This is a genomic window from Colwellia sp. RSH04 (genome assembly GCF_003545765.1).
In the GTDB taxonomy this organism is placed as follows: Bacteria; Pseudomonadota; Gammaproteobacteria; order Enterobacterales; family Alteromonadaceae; genus Colwellia.
The window spans coordinates 266,296-279,992 of sequence record NZ_QXIO01000004.1 but is presented as its reverse complement, the minus strand read 5'-3'; the positions used below and the strand labels follow the sequence as shown (position 1 = coordinate 279,992).

Annotated in this window: 11 protein-coding genes; all 11 read left to right on the top strand. The window is 37.5% G+C overall.

The window, feature by feature from the left end; all coding sequences use genetic code 11:
* Nucleotides 1-3 precede the first annotated feature (3 nt).
* The 11 genes from D1094_RS08985 (at nt 4) to D1094_RS08935 (ending at nt 13,630) form a co-directional block, all read left to right on the top strand.
* Nucleotides 4-1,206 (top strand): TIGR04063 family PEP-CTERM/XrtA system glycosyltransferase, encoded by a 1,203-nt coding sequence (locus D1094_RS08985; protein ID WP_118959757.1) that lies wholly within the window; start codon nt 4-6, stop codon nt 1,204-1,206.
* Entirely contained in the window at nt 1,206-2,405 is a 1,200-nt protein-coding gene (locus D1094_RS08980) for a glycosyltransferase (RefSeq protein ID WP_118959756.1), read from the top strand. Before D1094_RS08985 ends, D1094_RS08980 begins: the two co-directional genes overlap by 1 nt.
* A gap of 75 nt (nt 2,406-2,480) precedes the next feature.
* Nucleotides 2,481-3,818, top strand: a complete 1,338-nt coding sequence (locus D1094_RS08975) for a putative O-glycosylation ligase, exosortase A system-associated (protein WP_118959755.1) — start codon at nt 2,481-2,483, stop codon at nt 3,816-3,818.
* Complete coding sequence (locus tag D1094_RS08970; RefSeq protein ID WP_182440136.1) at nt 3,811-4,746, top strand: polysaccharide deacetylase family protein; 936 nt, start codon at nt 3,811-3,813, stop codon at nt 4,744-4,746. Before D1094_RS08975 ends, D1094_RS08970 begins: the two co-directional genes overlap by 8 nt.
* 23 nt (nt 4,747-4,769) lie before the next feature.
* Nucleotides 4,770-6,008, top strand: a complete 1,239-nt coding sequence (locus D1094_RS08965; RefSeq protein WP_118959753.1) for a hypothetical protein — start codon at nt 4,770-4,772, stop codon at nt 6,006-6,008.
* On the top strand, nt 5,987-6,988 hold the full coding sequence (locus D1094_RS08960; RefSeq protein ID WP_182440135.1) for a polysaccharide deacetylase family protein: 1,002 nt from the start codon (nt 5,987-5,989) through the stop codon (nt 6,986-6,988). The genes D1094_RS08965 and D1094_RS08960 overlap by 22 nt, the downstream gene beginning before the upstream one ends.
* 41 nt (nt 6,989-7,029) lie before the next feature.
* Complete coding sequence (locus tag D1094_RS08955; RefSeq protein ID WP_118959751.1) at nt 7,030-8,124, top strand: sugar-transfer associated ATP-grasp domain-containing protein; 1,095 nt, start codon at nt 7,030-7,032, stop codon at nt 8,122-8,124.
* A gap of 7 nt (nt 8,125-8,131) precedes the next feature.
* Entirely contained in the window at nt 8,132-9,334 is a 1,203-nt protein-coding gene (locus tag D1094_RS08950; protein ID WP_118959750.1) for a glycosyltransferase, read from the top strand.
* 124 nt (nt 9,335-9,458) lie between these two features.
* Entirely contained in the window at nt 9,459-10,952 is a 1,494-nt protein-coding gene (locus D1094_RS08945) for a lipopolysaccharide biosynthesis protein (RefSeq protein WP_118959749.1), read from the top strand.
* Between the two features lie 6 nt (nt 10,953-10,958).
* A complete protein-coding gene (locus D1094_RS08940; RefSeq protein WP_118959748.1) occupies nt 10,959-12,437 on the top strand; it encodes a chondroitinase-B domain-containing protein in 1,479 nt (492 codons plus the stop codon).
* Nucleotides 12,437-13,630 carry a hypothetical protein gene (locus D1094_RS08935; RefSeq protein WP_118959747.1) on the top strand — a complete coding sequence of 398 codons (1,194 nt, stop codon included), beginning with the start codon at nt 12,437-12,439 and terminating at the stop codon, nt 13,628-13,630. Before D1094_RS08940 ends, D1094_RS08935 begins: the two co-directional genes overlap by 1 nt.
* Nucleotides 13,631-13,697: the final 67 nt, after the last annotated feature.

Below are 13,697 nucleotides of genomic sequence, written 5' to 3'. Positions count from 1 at the left end.
TTGATGAAAGTATTGCACGTATTTGATCACTCAATCCCTCTTCATAGTGGTTATACTTTTAGAAGCCGCTCTATTATTAAACAACAGCACGCACTAGGTATTGAAACCTGTCATGTTACAAGCCCAAAACATGGTAATGATGAAGCGAGTGTTGATGAAGTTGATGGCTTAACTTTTTATCGTAGCGCACCAACTTCAGGTGTTATGGCGAAATTACCTGTATTGAATCAAATGGCAAATATTGCCCCTATGGTTAAACGCATACTCGAGGTAATAGCGCTTGAAAAACCTGACGTGATTCATGCGCATTCTCCTGCACTAAACGGCATAGCTGCGCTAAAAGCGGGTAGAAAGTCTGGGCTACCTGTAGTGTATGAAATTAGAGCCTTTTGGGAAGATGCCGCAGTAGATCATGGCACCTGTAAAGAAGGTGATTTACGTTATCGACTGACGCGGAAATTAGAAACTCATGTTGTGAAACATGCAGATGCCGTGACAACCATATGCCAAGGTTTAAAAAATGATTTAATTGCTCGAGGCTTCGCCAAAGAAAAGTTTACAGTGATCCCAAATGCGGTCAATGTTGAACAATTTGAAGTGATTAGTGAAAAACATAAACAACTTGAACTGTCGTTAAACTTAACGGGTTGTCATGTCTTAGGTTTTTTAGGGTCTTTTTATGCTTATGAAGGGCTCGATTTACTCATTGAAGCAATGCCAGCTATTTTAAAAAGTAATGCCAATGTCAGGTTGCTCTTAGTAGGCGGTGGACCACAAGAGCAGAATTTAAAACACCAAGTTTCATTATTGGGCATAGAAGACAAAGTAATATTTACTGGCAGAGTGCCTCATGAAGAAGTCGGTAAATATTATAGTTTAGTCGATTTACTCGTTTACCCTAGAAAAACGATGCGCTTAACTGACTTGGTTACGCCATTAAAGCCGTTAGAAGCAATGGCACAAGGGAAAATTGTTTTGGCATCAAATGTTGGAGGTCACCACGAACTCATTACCGATAACCAAAATGGTTTTCTTTTTCAAGCAGGAAATGTCGTTGACTTAAGTGAACGAGTTATTCAATTCTTGGCAAATGATACGGTGGGCAAGTCAGTCATTGAAAATGGGCGACATTATGTGGAGTCTGAGCGAAATTGGAAGGCAAGTGTGAGTAATTACTTACCTGTGTATCAGGCGATAATAAAGTAATGAATGTTTTACTTTTCACGACACTTTTTCCCAATAATATTCAACACCGTCATGGTGTGTTTATTGAAAACCGTATGAAGGAGCTAGTTAAACGCTATCCCGATGTAAAAGTTAAAGTGGTTGCTCCGGTACCCTATTTTCCGTCGTGGTTGCCTGTAAATGATTATAAAAAATACAGCAATGTGACATTTCAAGAACAAAGATGTGGGGTTGATGTTTTGCATCCTCAGTATTGGGTCATACCTAAAGTTGGCATGAATATTACCCCTTATTTTCTATATCATACGAGTGTTAAAGCATTAACACAGGTTATTGAAAGCGGTTTTATCCCTGATATTATTGATGCGCATTACTTTTATCCTGATGGTGTAGTCGCACAATGGCTAGGAGAGAAATTTAATATTCCTGTCATGGTTACGGCGCGAGGCAGCGATATTAACTATATTCCACAAAATAATATCGCGGCAAAACGCATTCAACGAACCCTTATGCAAGCCCAGAGTACTGCGGCTGTTTCTCAAGCATTAAAGAAAAGCATGCAGTCGATAGCACCACAAGCAAAACCCCCTAATGTTTTAAGAAATGGTGTTGATTTAACCGTATTTAAGCCAGACGTACCTTTTTCACAGCAGTCACTGGTGATTGAACCTCATGAGAAGTTGGTATTGAGTGTTGGTAATTTAATTGAATTAAAGGGGCATCACTTAGTGATTGAAGCTGTCGCTTTGTTAGAAAATACAAAATTAGCGATAGTCGGTGATGGTGAAATGAGAAAAGAGCTTGAGGCTTTGGTGATAACGCTTGGCCTAAATGAGAAGGTTTTTTTTATTGGTAATATTCAACAACAAGCATTAATTGAATTTTACGCCAATGCTGATTTACTCGTGCTAGCCTCTAGCAGAGAAGGTATGCCAAACGTATTACTTGAATCCTTAGCCTGTGGAACGCCTGTTGTGGCAACAAAAGTAGGGGGTTGTGAAGAGGTGGTTACTGATCCTATTGCAGGTCAACTCATCGAGCAGCGTACAGTCGCTAATATTGCCAGTGCTATAAAAGATGTTTTAAACCGAAATACTCCTTGTGTTGAGGTTAGAGAATTTGCTAAACAATTTAGCTGGGATGAAACAAGTCGCCTACAATATGAGTTATTTAAACAAACTATAGCTAATTATCGCGGAGAAATAACAGCTCATGGATAGCTTATTATTTATAGTTAATTTAATTTCTGTTGCCTATTTATGCTATTGGGCAATTAAAAAAGAAGACAATGACTAATGCGTGATATTTTACTGGTTCTTGTTTTTCCAGCCTTACTTTATTTCATTTTTAGACGCCCATATATCGGGGTGTCGCTATGGATTTGGAGTGCGATGTTCTTTCCAAATGGATGGGTTTGGGGGTTTGCTTCATCATTTCGCTATAATATGTTGATCGCGGTAGCGACAATTCTCTCGTATGTTCTTCAAAAGAATAAATTGAAAACGGATGGCTCCGCGCTGACGGTATTAATATTATTTTTCTTTATTTGGTCGACTATCTCAAGCATTTTAACCATTTCAAACCCTGATGTCGTTTGGTTTGAATGGAATGTGTTTTTCAAAATCGTTATATTTTATGTGTTATGCATTTTAACAATAAAGACTAAACATCATGTCAATGTCTTTATGTGGGCGATTAGCTTATCAGCAGCATATTTTGGTGCAGGTGAAGGATTAAAGTATTTTGTTACCATCGGTGGTCATACGATTGAAGGTATACCAGGTAGTCGTTTGAGTGATCGAAATGAACTAGCACTTGCCTTGAATATGACTATTCCAATCATTATATTTCTTTTTACTCAAACGAAATCAAAATGGCTAAAAATAGCACTTGCTGGCGCAATTTCCCTTAATGTTTTAGCTATATTAGGCTCTTATTCTCGAGGGGGATTATTGGGTCTATTAGTCCTTGCAGGGTATTTTTTCTTACAAAGTAAACGAAAAGTATTGGTATCAATCTTACTTATTTTTGCTGTTTCCATTAGTAGTTTATTTGTCAGTGATGAGTGGACAGAACGTATGGATACCATTGAAACCATGGATCAAGACGCTTCCTTTTTGGGCAGGGTGTTAGCATGGAAACAAGCAACGTTAATGGCAATTGACCACCCTATATTTGGTGGAGGCTTTAAAGCAGGGCAAAATCAAGTCATTTGGATAATGTACGAACCTGAATTTTATAAGTTAGATTTTATTGTTGATACCAGTGGTTTTACCGTTAATAAGGCTAAAGCAGCCCATAGCATTTATTTTCAAGTGTTAGGCGATCAAGGCTTTGTTGGCTTATTTATCTTTTTAATTATTTTACTTGTTGCCTATCGAAAATTGTCGTGGGTAACAAAACACTCTCAAGATGAGTGGGTAATTAATTTAGCCAGAATGCTAAAAGTGTCGTTAGTGGCTTATTGTGCGGGGGGTGCAGCATTGAGTTTGCCTTACTTTGATTTATCTTTTGCCTTGTTTGCTTTGACCCATGTTTTGACTGAACTTGTTAATAAAGAGAAAAAAAGTGCTAACTTAACAGGCAGGAAAAATCATGTTACTCATGGTAGAAGGAATCTCGCATATGATTAGTCACTTAATAAGCCTATTTGTGAATGTTATTGCTAGTTTATTTGGCAAGAATAAATTGAGTATATTGACCTATCATCGTGTAGGCTCGTCAGGTAATGCCATTGCAATGAATGAAGCATTATTTGAACAACAATTACTATGGATAAAACGTTATTTTAATCCTATTGATTTAACCGAAGGTTTAGCATTACAAAAAGCAGGGAAGTTACCTCCGCGCTCAGTGGCTATCACTATTGATGATGGTTATGCCGATAGTTTTAATACCATTTTTCCTTTATTAAAAAAACACCAACTCACCGCAACATTTTTCATTAGTACCGCGGGACTACAAGAACAGTATTTGTGGGATGAGCTGGTTGCTTTTACTGTGATCAATACGCCTAAACGGGCTATCTCTTTCAATAACAAACATTATAGTTTGATCAGTATCGAAGAACGTCATCATTGTATGAAATCTTGCCTAGAAGAAATCAAATATTGTTCTGTTAAAAAACGAAATGAATTAATAAAAACCTTGTTAAATGAAACTGAATTAACGTCACTTAACAATCAATTCTTAACAAAAGAACAAGTTGTTATTTTAAGTGATTCGGGGATGGGCATTGGGGCTCATACGCATAATCATCCCATATTAATGAGTGAAATTGAGCGTGACGCTCAGCAAGAAATACAGCAAAGTAAAAGTATTCTTGAAGGCATTTTAGGTAAAGACGTTCACTATTTTGCTTACCCTAATGGTCGGTATCAACAAGACTTTGATGATACCCATATTGCTATGGTTAAAGAAGCGGGTTTTAGTGCCGCTTTTTCAACTGATTGGGGGTTATTAAGTCATTTTAATTTAGATAGATTTCAAATTAAACGCTTTACCCCGTGGCACGAGACAGAGTCTAGGTTTGTGTTAAGCCTAGCTCTTAATTATTGCTAATAAATTTAGTGCAGGATAACGAAATGATGCAGCATGACTCATTGATAGAGCAAAATTGGCGAAATAAATACCATGTCTTGGTTCCTCAAGCTGATTCAATGGGAGCGATTGCCGTAATTCGCTCACTTGGTCAACATGGTTATCAAGTGCATGCCGCATCAAGTAAAGAAGGCGCATTAGGTTGTCAGTCAAATTATGCCCATCAATCAATACGGTGCCCTAATTATGATAATAATTATTTAACATGGTTAAGACAGTATATTACTGAATATGATATTAGCGCTATTATTCCAAGCGAGGCTTTTTATTTAGCCATTAGGGACGATTACCAAGAATTTAAACACCTACTTCCTATATCAAGCTCAGAGGAAGAGGTATATCGATGCTTGTGTAAAGCAGATGTTTTTGACGGCTTTTTGCAAAGTGGAGATAAACAATTAACTGATAATATTTCCAATACTCAAGTCATTTCTGATGCGAACTCTATGAATTGGTCTGAGACTACAGAATGGCAATATCCATTATTTATTAAAGGGGATGGCTTCTATGCTAAAGGTGGTGACGATGCCAATATTATCAAAGCCGAAACAGAGGAAGCCGCCAAAGAAGCGGTTGAATATATTTTTACGCTTTATAACAAAGCGATAGTGCAAGATTGCAGTTCAGGCGTTAAAGCGACAGTAAACCTTTTGTATCAAGATGGAAAATTATTAGCAGAGTCAATGGCGGTTGCAACACATGAAAACCCGCATACTGGCGGTTTAACCTCGTTGCGTCAAAGTTGGTGGCAACAAGAGATGTATGAAGATGCTAAAGCACGGTTAAAATTTCTTAACTGGAATGGCCCAGCAATGGTTGAGTATAAGTGGGATAAAGATAAACAAACCTTTGACTTTATAGAGCTAAACTCAAGGTATTGGGCGGCATTAAATTTAGACATTCTAGCAGGTGTACATTTTCCGTGTATTCATCTGGATTACTTCTTTGAGCAGTTAGTCCCTAAAAATCCGATACGATTGACAAAAAGCGTGAATGTAAGAAATGCTTTGCCAGCAGATTTTGGTTATATGTTGTCGTCTTTAAAGGATAAACAGATTAGTCGCGGTAAAAAATTAGTTATTGTGGCAGAGTTTTTCTGGCTATTTTTGAATCCTACCATAAAAGCCGATCTACTTTATCCAGGTGATAGAGGCTTGTATTTTAAAAACTTATGGTCATTTTCAAAGGAGTTCATGCGTTCGTGTTTAAAGCGATTAAAATAGCCATATTACTGGTAATTAAGTACGCAGGCGGCTTTTGGTTAGCTAAACAGTTAAACAAAGGTAATACTTGCGTGCTTTGTTACCATGGTTTTTCATATAAGGATGAAAGCAGTTTTCGCCCTAAGCTTTTTATGAAGCCTGAGCATTTTGCAAGTAGAATGCAATGGTTAGCTAATAGTTCGTATAAAGTGGTTAGCTTACAAGAAGCAACGAAACACCCACACAAAGAAAACTGTGTGGTATTAACCATGGACGATGGATGGGCGGCGACTTACGAGTTAATTAGTGAAACGTTAGCTAAACATCAATTTCCTTTAATGCTTTATATCACGAGTTATTACGCCGCTAAGCAAGGTGCAGTTATTAATGTAGCGCTTGCTTATCTTTTTTGGAAATCTATTGGGAAAAGCGTAAAAGTTAATGATGACCGATTAGATAGTACTATTGAATGTCTTATTGAAAAGCATAAGATTTCACAGATTGTTGATGAGATTAGCTGTGCGTTACAGTCAGTAGCTTTTCAGGAACGACAAGAAATTCTCTGTCAAATAAGTGAACAATTAGGTCATAGCCTGTTGCACAATAATCAGTTGATGTTTCGTTCATTAAACCTTGATGAGATGTTAGCGCTTAAGAAGCTAAATGTTGATATTCAACTTCATACACATCGTCATTGTTCGCCCCAAGAAGAGCAAGCGTTTAAAAATGAAATCATGGAAAACATACAGTTTTTATCACAAGTGATGACTAAAGAGGATTTACAGCACTTTTGTTACCCTAGTGGTGAGTATTACTTAACTCAGCTGCCCTGGTTAAGTGATTGTAACGTTAGAACGGCAACGACTGTTCAGTCGGGTATGCTCACCCCACAAACCGATTTATTACAAATACCGCGCTTTTTAGACGGCGCTGATGTTCATCAGTTAGAGTTTGAGGCCGAACTTTGTGGTTTGGCAAGTTATTTAAGAAAGCTGCTTTAAACCATAGCTGCTGTAATTCATTAAAATATTAGAAGATAAATATGAGCGTAGAGAAAATATCTACTTTAAGTAAGTTAACAAGGACGTATCGCTTAATTAACGCGGAAGCTGAGCGAAAAAAACGTTCTGTGTTTTCCATTATTCAAGAAATGATTCACCTGTATTACAAAATAGGAATAGGACCTAATTATTATTTGCAGGCAGGTATGGCAGATTCAACAATGACGTGGGACTATAAATGTGATCATATTAGTGACGCTGATTATCATAAGTCGTTAGATAAGCTTAACCCGAGAGCTTATCGAAAAATTACCCAGCACAAGTTAGCAGAAAAGTCTTTTTTACAATTTGCCAATATTCCCTGTGCTGCCTTTATTGGCTTTTATGAGCCGATAAAAGGCTTTGATGCTAAAGGTAGTGTACTGACCAATGAGCAGCAATTATCGACCTTATTGGCCTCATATAATGGTCAAGCAATCTGTATCAAAATACCAGAAGGCTATGGCGGTGAAGGTTTTTTTGCAGGGAAAGTATTTGTTGAACATGACGAAGTTCTCTTGCAGGCGTTTAATGAAAATAAGGCACATACGTTAACCGAAGTCCTATCTCGTTATGGTCAAACTATTGCAAAAGAAGGGTTATTGTTTGAAGAGTATATCAATCAGCATGAAGGATTTTCTGTCTTTAATCCTTCAAGTGTTAATACGTTACGAGTTTGGGTTTTACAGCAAGATAATGCAATAAAGGTCATAGGTACCTATATTCGAGTGGGGCGAGACGGTAAGTTAACTGATAATGGCGGCGGCGGTGGAATTATGTGCCCAGTAGACGTTAACACGGGTGTAGTAGATAAAGGCCTTACTACTTCTATCCCTTTTAGGGAGGAATTTGAACAACACCCAGACCATCAAGCGCAATTTTATCGAGCGCAATTACCCTGCTGGCCTGAAATTATAGCTTGCGCACAAGACACCCTTAGAAAATTGCCTTATACCCGCTTTGCTGGCCTTGATATCGCATTAAGTACAGAAGGGCCAATCATCGTTGAAGTTAATGTCTGCCCTGATAAAAATGGAGCCGCGAATGGAAAAATTCGCTCGCGTGCTTTAAAAACAGCAGCAGATAAATTGCAGTAACAACATTATGAAAAAAGTATTAATGATAGCGTTAGAGTTTGCCCCTTGTCGCAGTGCTGGGGTGCAGAGAACCTTGCGTTTTTCAGAGTTTTTAAAAGGCTTTAATTGGCAGGCGCTAGTGCTAACGGCAACAGAAAATATTTATACACGTAGAGATGATACTTTGCAGGTATCTCCTGAGGTTGAACCTTATGTGGTCAGAGCGCAGTGCCATGATGCAGCGACAAAGTACGCCATTAAAGGGCGGTACTTTCAATGGATGACGTTACCTGATCGCTATTGGCCTTGGTATTTTGATGCGGTGAAAAAAGGCGCTCAAATGATTGAGCAAGAACAACCAGAGGTTATTTGGTCAACCTATCCTGTTTTAACGGCGCATTGGATAGCGCGTCGCCTACAAAAAAAATATAAATTGCCTTGGATAGCTGATTTTAGAGATCCATTGCAATGTCGCTACGATACGCAAGCGCAGAGTTTTTCGTGGTTGAAGAAATGGATGGAAAAGCGAGTGGTGCAAAGTGCTACTAAAGTGGTTTTTACGTCAGACAGAGCAGCACAACTTTATCGAGATCTTTATAAAAATGAACCAAAAGAAAAGTTTGTTACCATAGAAAATGGTTATTATTTACATGAAAAAATAGCGCAAACTAAAGCAGTAAAACAAGAAATATTTACCTTGTTATATAGTGGCTCTCTTTATGCTAATGGTCGCGATCCACAACCTTTATTTCAAGCGATAGCAAAACTAAAACAAGAAAAGGTTATTAATAAAGATAACTTTACCTTGCGTTTTAGACCGGGGAAAAGTTCATGGTTTCAAAAAGAACTAGCTCAACTTGATATTGCTGAGTTGATTGAATTTTTACCATCAGTGTCTTTTGATGAAGCACAACAAGAGATGATGTCATCTTCAGCGACTTTATTGATTCAAGATGAAATTTTTTGTCGACAAATTCCAGGCAAAATTTATGAATACATCAGTGCTAAAAAGCCTATATTAGCGATTAGCCCTAAAGATTCTGCAACGGCCGATTTAATTGAAAAACTCCCTTTTGGCTTTAGTGCTTGGGGAGTCGATAATATTGCTGTTGCCATGAAGTCACTGTTGTCTCAAGAGGTTGGGCAGGTAGATATTGAACAATATAGTCGACAAGCAAAAACAAAAGTATTAGCCAATATACTAGACAAAGCAGTAAATAAAGTAGGCTAAAGGATATCACCAACAGTAAAAACTCGTTGGTTAGCAAGAGAAGCTCCCCTTAAACAAGGAAATAGCGAAACGTAATGTTTACATTTTTTATCAGAAAACCACTTTCGTCCATTCGAGAGTTTATATGAGCAGTTTACGAAGTAAAACAGTAAAAGGTGTTGCATCGTTAGGCGTTGGCAAAGGAGTTGGTAGAATAATTTCTTTTGCTAACACGTTAATATTAGCGCGTATTTTATCTCCCGAAGATTATGGCTTAATGGCATTGGCTATGGTGGTTTGTGGATTTATAACCTTTTTCAATGAGATTGGTTTAGGTAGTGCGATTATTCAAAAAGAGCACATATCAGAAGAACAATTAAATGGCGCTTTTTCTATTTCAATTGTCATCAGTTTGCTTTTATATGTTCTTACCTATTATTTTTCACCTGTAGTTGGCGAGTTTTACCAAAATCCTCAAGTGGGTGAAATGTTGCAATGGTTAGCATTATCATTTGTTTTTGGTGCCGTTGCTATGGTTTCAAATGCGCTAATTACTAAAAATATGCTGTTTAAGGAACTTGCGGGTGTCGAATTAATTTCGATTGTATTACAAGTGATCGTTACCTTAATATTTGCCCTTCAAGGACACAAAGCTTGGTCTCTGGTTTATGGGCATATTTTTTCGCAATTTGTTCGTGCTAGTTTAGCCATTTATTTTGCTAAGTGGCGACCAACGGAGTTTGGCCGGTTTAAAGAGGCGTTAGCGTTAACTAAATTTGGTTTAACCGTTACTTATTCACGTTTAACTTGGTATGCCTATTCAAAATCGGCAACCTTTATCATAGGTAAAGTCTCTGGTGAAAAACAGTTAGGAATATTTTCCATGGCTAGTACCTTAGCAGGTTTACCAACCGCGCATATTACATCATTAGTTGGCCAAGTTACTTCATCAGCGTTTGCAAAACTTCAAAGTAACTTAACGGAGTTAAATAAAGTCTTATTTGGCTTTACCGCGGGGATTGCAATGTTAACAGCACCAATTTTGGCAGGAATGGCCGTTACGGCAAATGAACTTATTCCAACCTTGTTGGGTGATCAATGGCATGAAGTTATCTTTTTAGTGCAAGTCATGGCTGTTACTGGCTTTGCAAAAGCACTATCGCCTTTGTTAACGCAAGCGTTAACTTATACGGGAAAAGCTAATATTACCGCTAAATATACAACATTATGTTCTGTTGTTGTGCCGTCTGCTGTGTTGATTGGCGTAATATGGCAAGGTATTAATGGTGTCGCAATAATGCTTTTAGGGACATATTTTATTCTTACAGGCGTGTTATTAGTGCTATGCAAAAAGCATATTGCTCTCAACATAAAACAGTATTTACAACAATTAATTACACCTGTTGTATCCAGTTTAATTATGGCTGTTGGTGTGTTGGTTGTTCGATTATGTTTATTGCCTTACCTTGATAACGCTTTACTCTTATTGTTAGAAGTTTTATTTGGCATGGTTATCTACTTTCTATGGCTTATTTATGTGCAAACAAAAGGTTTACGACAATTAAAATCAGTGCTAAAAGATCTTGGTCTTGGCGCAAATAAACTAAACAGGTGGCCATTTAATCGAGTGAGTGATTAATTGTATATGTATGCATGGCATGGGGTTATTAAGAAATATTTTATAGCCGTTGGGGTTTTATTGCATGTGCTATTCATAGGCTTGTTGTTAGTATTATTTATTAATGTTTATCATTCTGGTTATAGTATCCCGGCATTTAGTGATAAAGCCGCTAAGCGTATTGCCGTTAAACAGCCGAAGTTATACTCATTGTTATCACCACTCTTTGGTTTTACAGAAAGCTTTTCGGTACATCATCATTATTTTCGAGAGATAAACCTACCACAATGGCAAGGCAAAGGGGCGAGTGGTTTTTTTCAAGCCAATATTAAACGTGAACATGTTGTCAATGTTAATAGCTCAACGAGCTTTGTTAACGCGTTGAAGCAAGCTTTACCAGGGCAAACCATTGTTTTAGCTGAAGGTGAGTATCATTTCAAAAGCGCGAGATTAACGCTAGGTTATGCAGGAGAACAAGATAAACCTATCACTGTTATGGCTGAAAAGTTAGGCACGGTTAAGTTGTTTTTAAAAGGGGAAGGTATTGTTGTAGATAAACCTTATTGGCATTTTAATAATCTACATTTAATTGGTCAGTGTAAAAAACATTCGCAATGTGAACATGCTTTTCATGTTGTAGCTAAGGCAAAGCATACGCATATAAAAAATAATTACCTGCAAGATTTTAATGCCATGATTAAAGTAAATGGCATCAAAAATGACTTTCCCGATTATGGAAAAGTACAGGCCAATACTTTTTTTAATACTAGCCCAAGAAAAACGTCAAACCCTGTCACTCCCTTTGATTTAATGCACGCCAATCATTGGCAAGTTAGCGATAACTTTTTCTACGATATTCAAAAATCTTCGGGCGATAAAGTGAGTTATATCGCATTTTTCAAAGGGGGATCAACGCATGGTGTTTTTGAACGAAATTTAGCCATGTGTTCGGCAAACTTAGCGCAGCAATATATTACCGTTGGCTTGTCTTTGGGCGGCGGAGGTTCATTAAAGCAACACAGGCGAGACAAAGCTGAATTTGAACATAAAGCAGGCGTTATAAGAAACAATATTATTATGCACTGTGCTAGTGATGTAGGTATTTATCTCAATCGAGCGAAAGACAGTATTGTTAAAAACAATACGCTGTACAACACTCAAGGAGTTGATGTTAGGTATTCAGAGTCGAGTGCGCTAGTTGAGAGTAATATTATTTCTGGTCGGATAAAATCAAGAGACGGGGCTAATATTGTCGAACAACATAACCTTGTACTTTCACGTAATTTCTTTACCAATGCCGATAGACTTTCCGAATACTTTACTGCGCCAGATATTGGTGATTTCACATGGAACGATGATGAGCCGTTCAAACTAATTAACCATTCACTATCACCATCAGCAAGTGACTTCTGTGGCAATGCGGGGAAAAAAGCATATTTAGGAGTATATAGTGGTCAGCACTTTTGTTTAGAGGCCCTTAACTTAAGAGCTAAGAGTAAACGTTGATGAAACATTTTGTTAAATACTTCTACGCTTGCGGTGTTATTGCACATGTACTGTTAGCCGTATTACTTATGTGGCAACCTTTTCTTATTGAAAAAGGGGCTAGTCTAATCACCAATAAATACTATAGCTGGCAAAAAAAACAAGCCCTTGAACAGTTAACGCAAGGTCAGTCTTTATCTCTTGAGCAAGAAATACAACGAACATTGCCACCATGGCAAGCGCTTACTGCAAAAGTCATCATGCAAGGTGAAGCATTAATTAATCAGGTGTCGTATAGCACATTGGGGGCAGCCGTTTCAGCGTTAAACGACGGTGATTCATTGACCATCGCGCAAGGTGTTTACACACAACCCATTGTACTTAATAAGAATAATATAACCATTAAAGGCAATGGCCATGTTGTTTTTAAAAGCGGTTCGGCACAAGGCAAAGCATTTATTGTGAACAAAGGTGATAACGTCACTGTGGTAAATATTGAATGTAAAAATATTCAGGTGAGAGATGGTAATGGTGCTTGTATACGTCAAGAAGGCAGTAACCTAACTTTAGAACATGTCTATTTTCATGATGCTCAACAAGGTGTTTTAGAATCATCGAGTAAGGCCAGCGTTATTGAAATCAAAGATAGCCGTTTTGAACGCTTAGGTTTTAATGGTCAAGCACATGGTATTTATACCAATAAAGCAAAGGTGTTTATCGATAAATCTATTTTTGTTGCTAGTAAAGATGAAGGCCATGCAATAAAAGTTAGGGGTAATCAGCTAGTGATCGATGATTCTATTCTAATGTCACTAAGTTCAGATGATAGTCGTTTAATTGATATGCCTAATGGTGGAGAATTAACGATTAGTCGGTCATTACTAGCGCAAGGGCCAAAGTCAGTAAATGGCCAAGTAATAGGTTTTGGCTTAGAAGGATATCGCTATATAAATAATGGAATAACCTTCACTGATAATATGTTCCTTTTAGAGCGAATTGGCAGCAATTACTTACTGGCTGTAGATGAAAAAAAAGAAGTAGCACTGAAACAAAGCAACAATATTATCGTCGGTCACGATAAGTCTACTTTTTTTAACAAAGCTAATCAGTATGTTGAGAATAGAGAAGCCCTCAATATGAAAATATACCCTTATCTACCAAACCTTTTTTGTCAGACTTCAAGCCTATGCCCCATAAATACTAATAGCCGATAATATTACTATTTCAAAAGCGTACATCATCGCTTATCATACTCAGGTCAATAACCTCTCAATGGAATAA

What these genes read in the sequence shown, in the direction of transcription:
- D1094_RS08985 (WP_118959757.1), top strand. Translation starts at nt 4, where the DNA reads ATGAAAGTATTGCACGTATTTGATCACTCAATCCCTCTTCATAGTGGT.
- D1094_RS08975 (WP_118959755.1), top strand. Translation starts at nt 2,481, where the DNA reads ATGCGTGATATTTTACTGGTTCTTGTTTTTCCAGCCTTACTTTATTTC.
- D1094_RS08955 (WP_118959751.1), top strand. Translation starts at nt 7,030, where the DNA reads ATGAGCGTAGAGAAAATATCTACTTTAAGTAAGTTAACAAGGACGTAT.
- D1094_RS08935 (WP_118959747.1), top strand. Translation starts at nt 12,437, where the DNA reads ATGAAACATTTTGTTAAATACTTCTACGCTTGCGGTGTTATTGCACAT.
- D1094_RS08945 (WP_118959749.1), top strand. Translation starts at nt 9,459, where the DNA reads ATGAGCAGTTTACGAAGTAAAACAGTAAAAGGTGTTGCATCGTTAGGC.
- D1094_RS08980 (WP_118959756.1), top strand. Translation starts at nt 1,206, where the DNA reads ATGAATGTTTTACTTTTCACGACACTTTTTCCCAATAATATTCAACAC.
- D1094_RS08950 (WP_118959750.1), top strand. Translation starts at nt 8,132, where the DNA reads ATGAAAAAAGTATTAATGATAGCGTTAGAGTTTGCCCCTTGTCGCAGT.
- D1094_RS08965 (WP_118959753.1), top strand. Translation starts at nt 4,770, where the DNA reads ATGATGCAGCATGACTCATTGATAGAGCAAAATTGGCGAAATAAATAC.
- D1094_RS08940 (WP_118959748.1), top strand. Translation starts at nt 10,959, where the DNA reads ATGTATGCATGGCATGGGGTTATTAAGAAATATTTTATAGCCGTTGGG.
- D1094_RS08970 (WP_182440136.1), top strand. Translation starts at nt 3,811, where the DNA reads ATGATTAGTCACTTAATAAGCCTATTTGTGAATGTTATTGCTAGTTTA.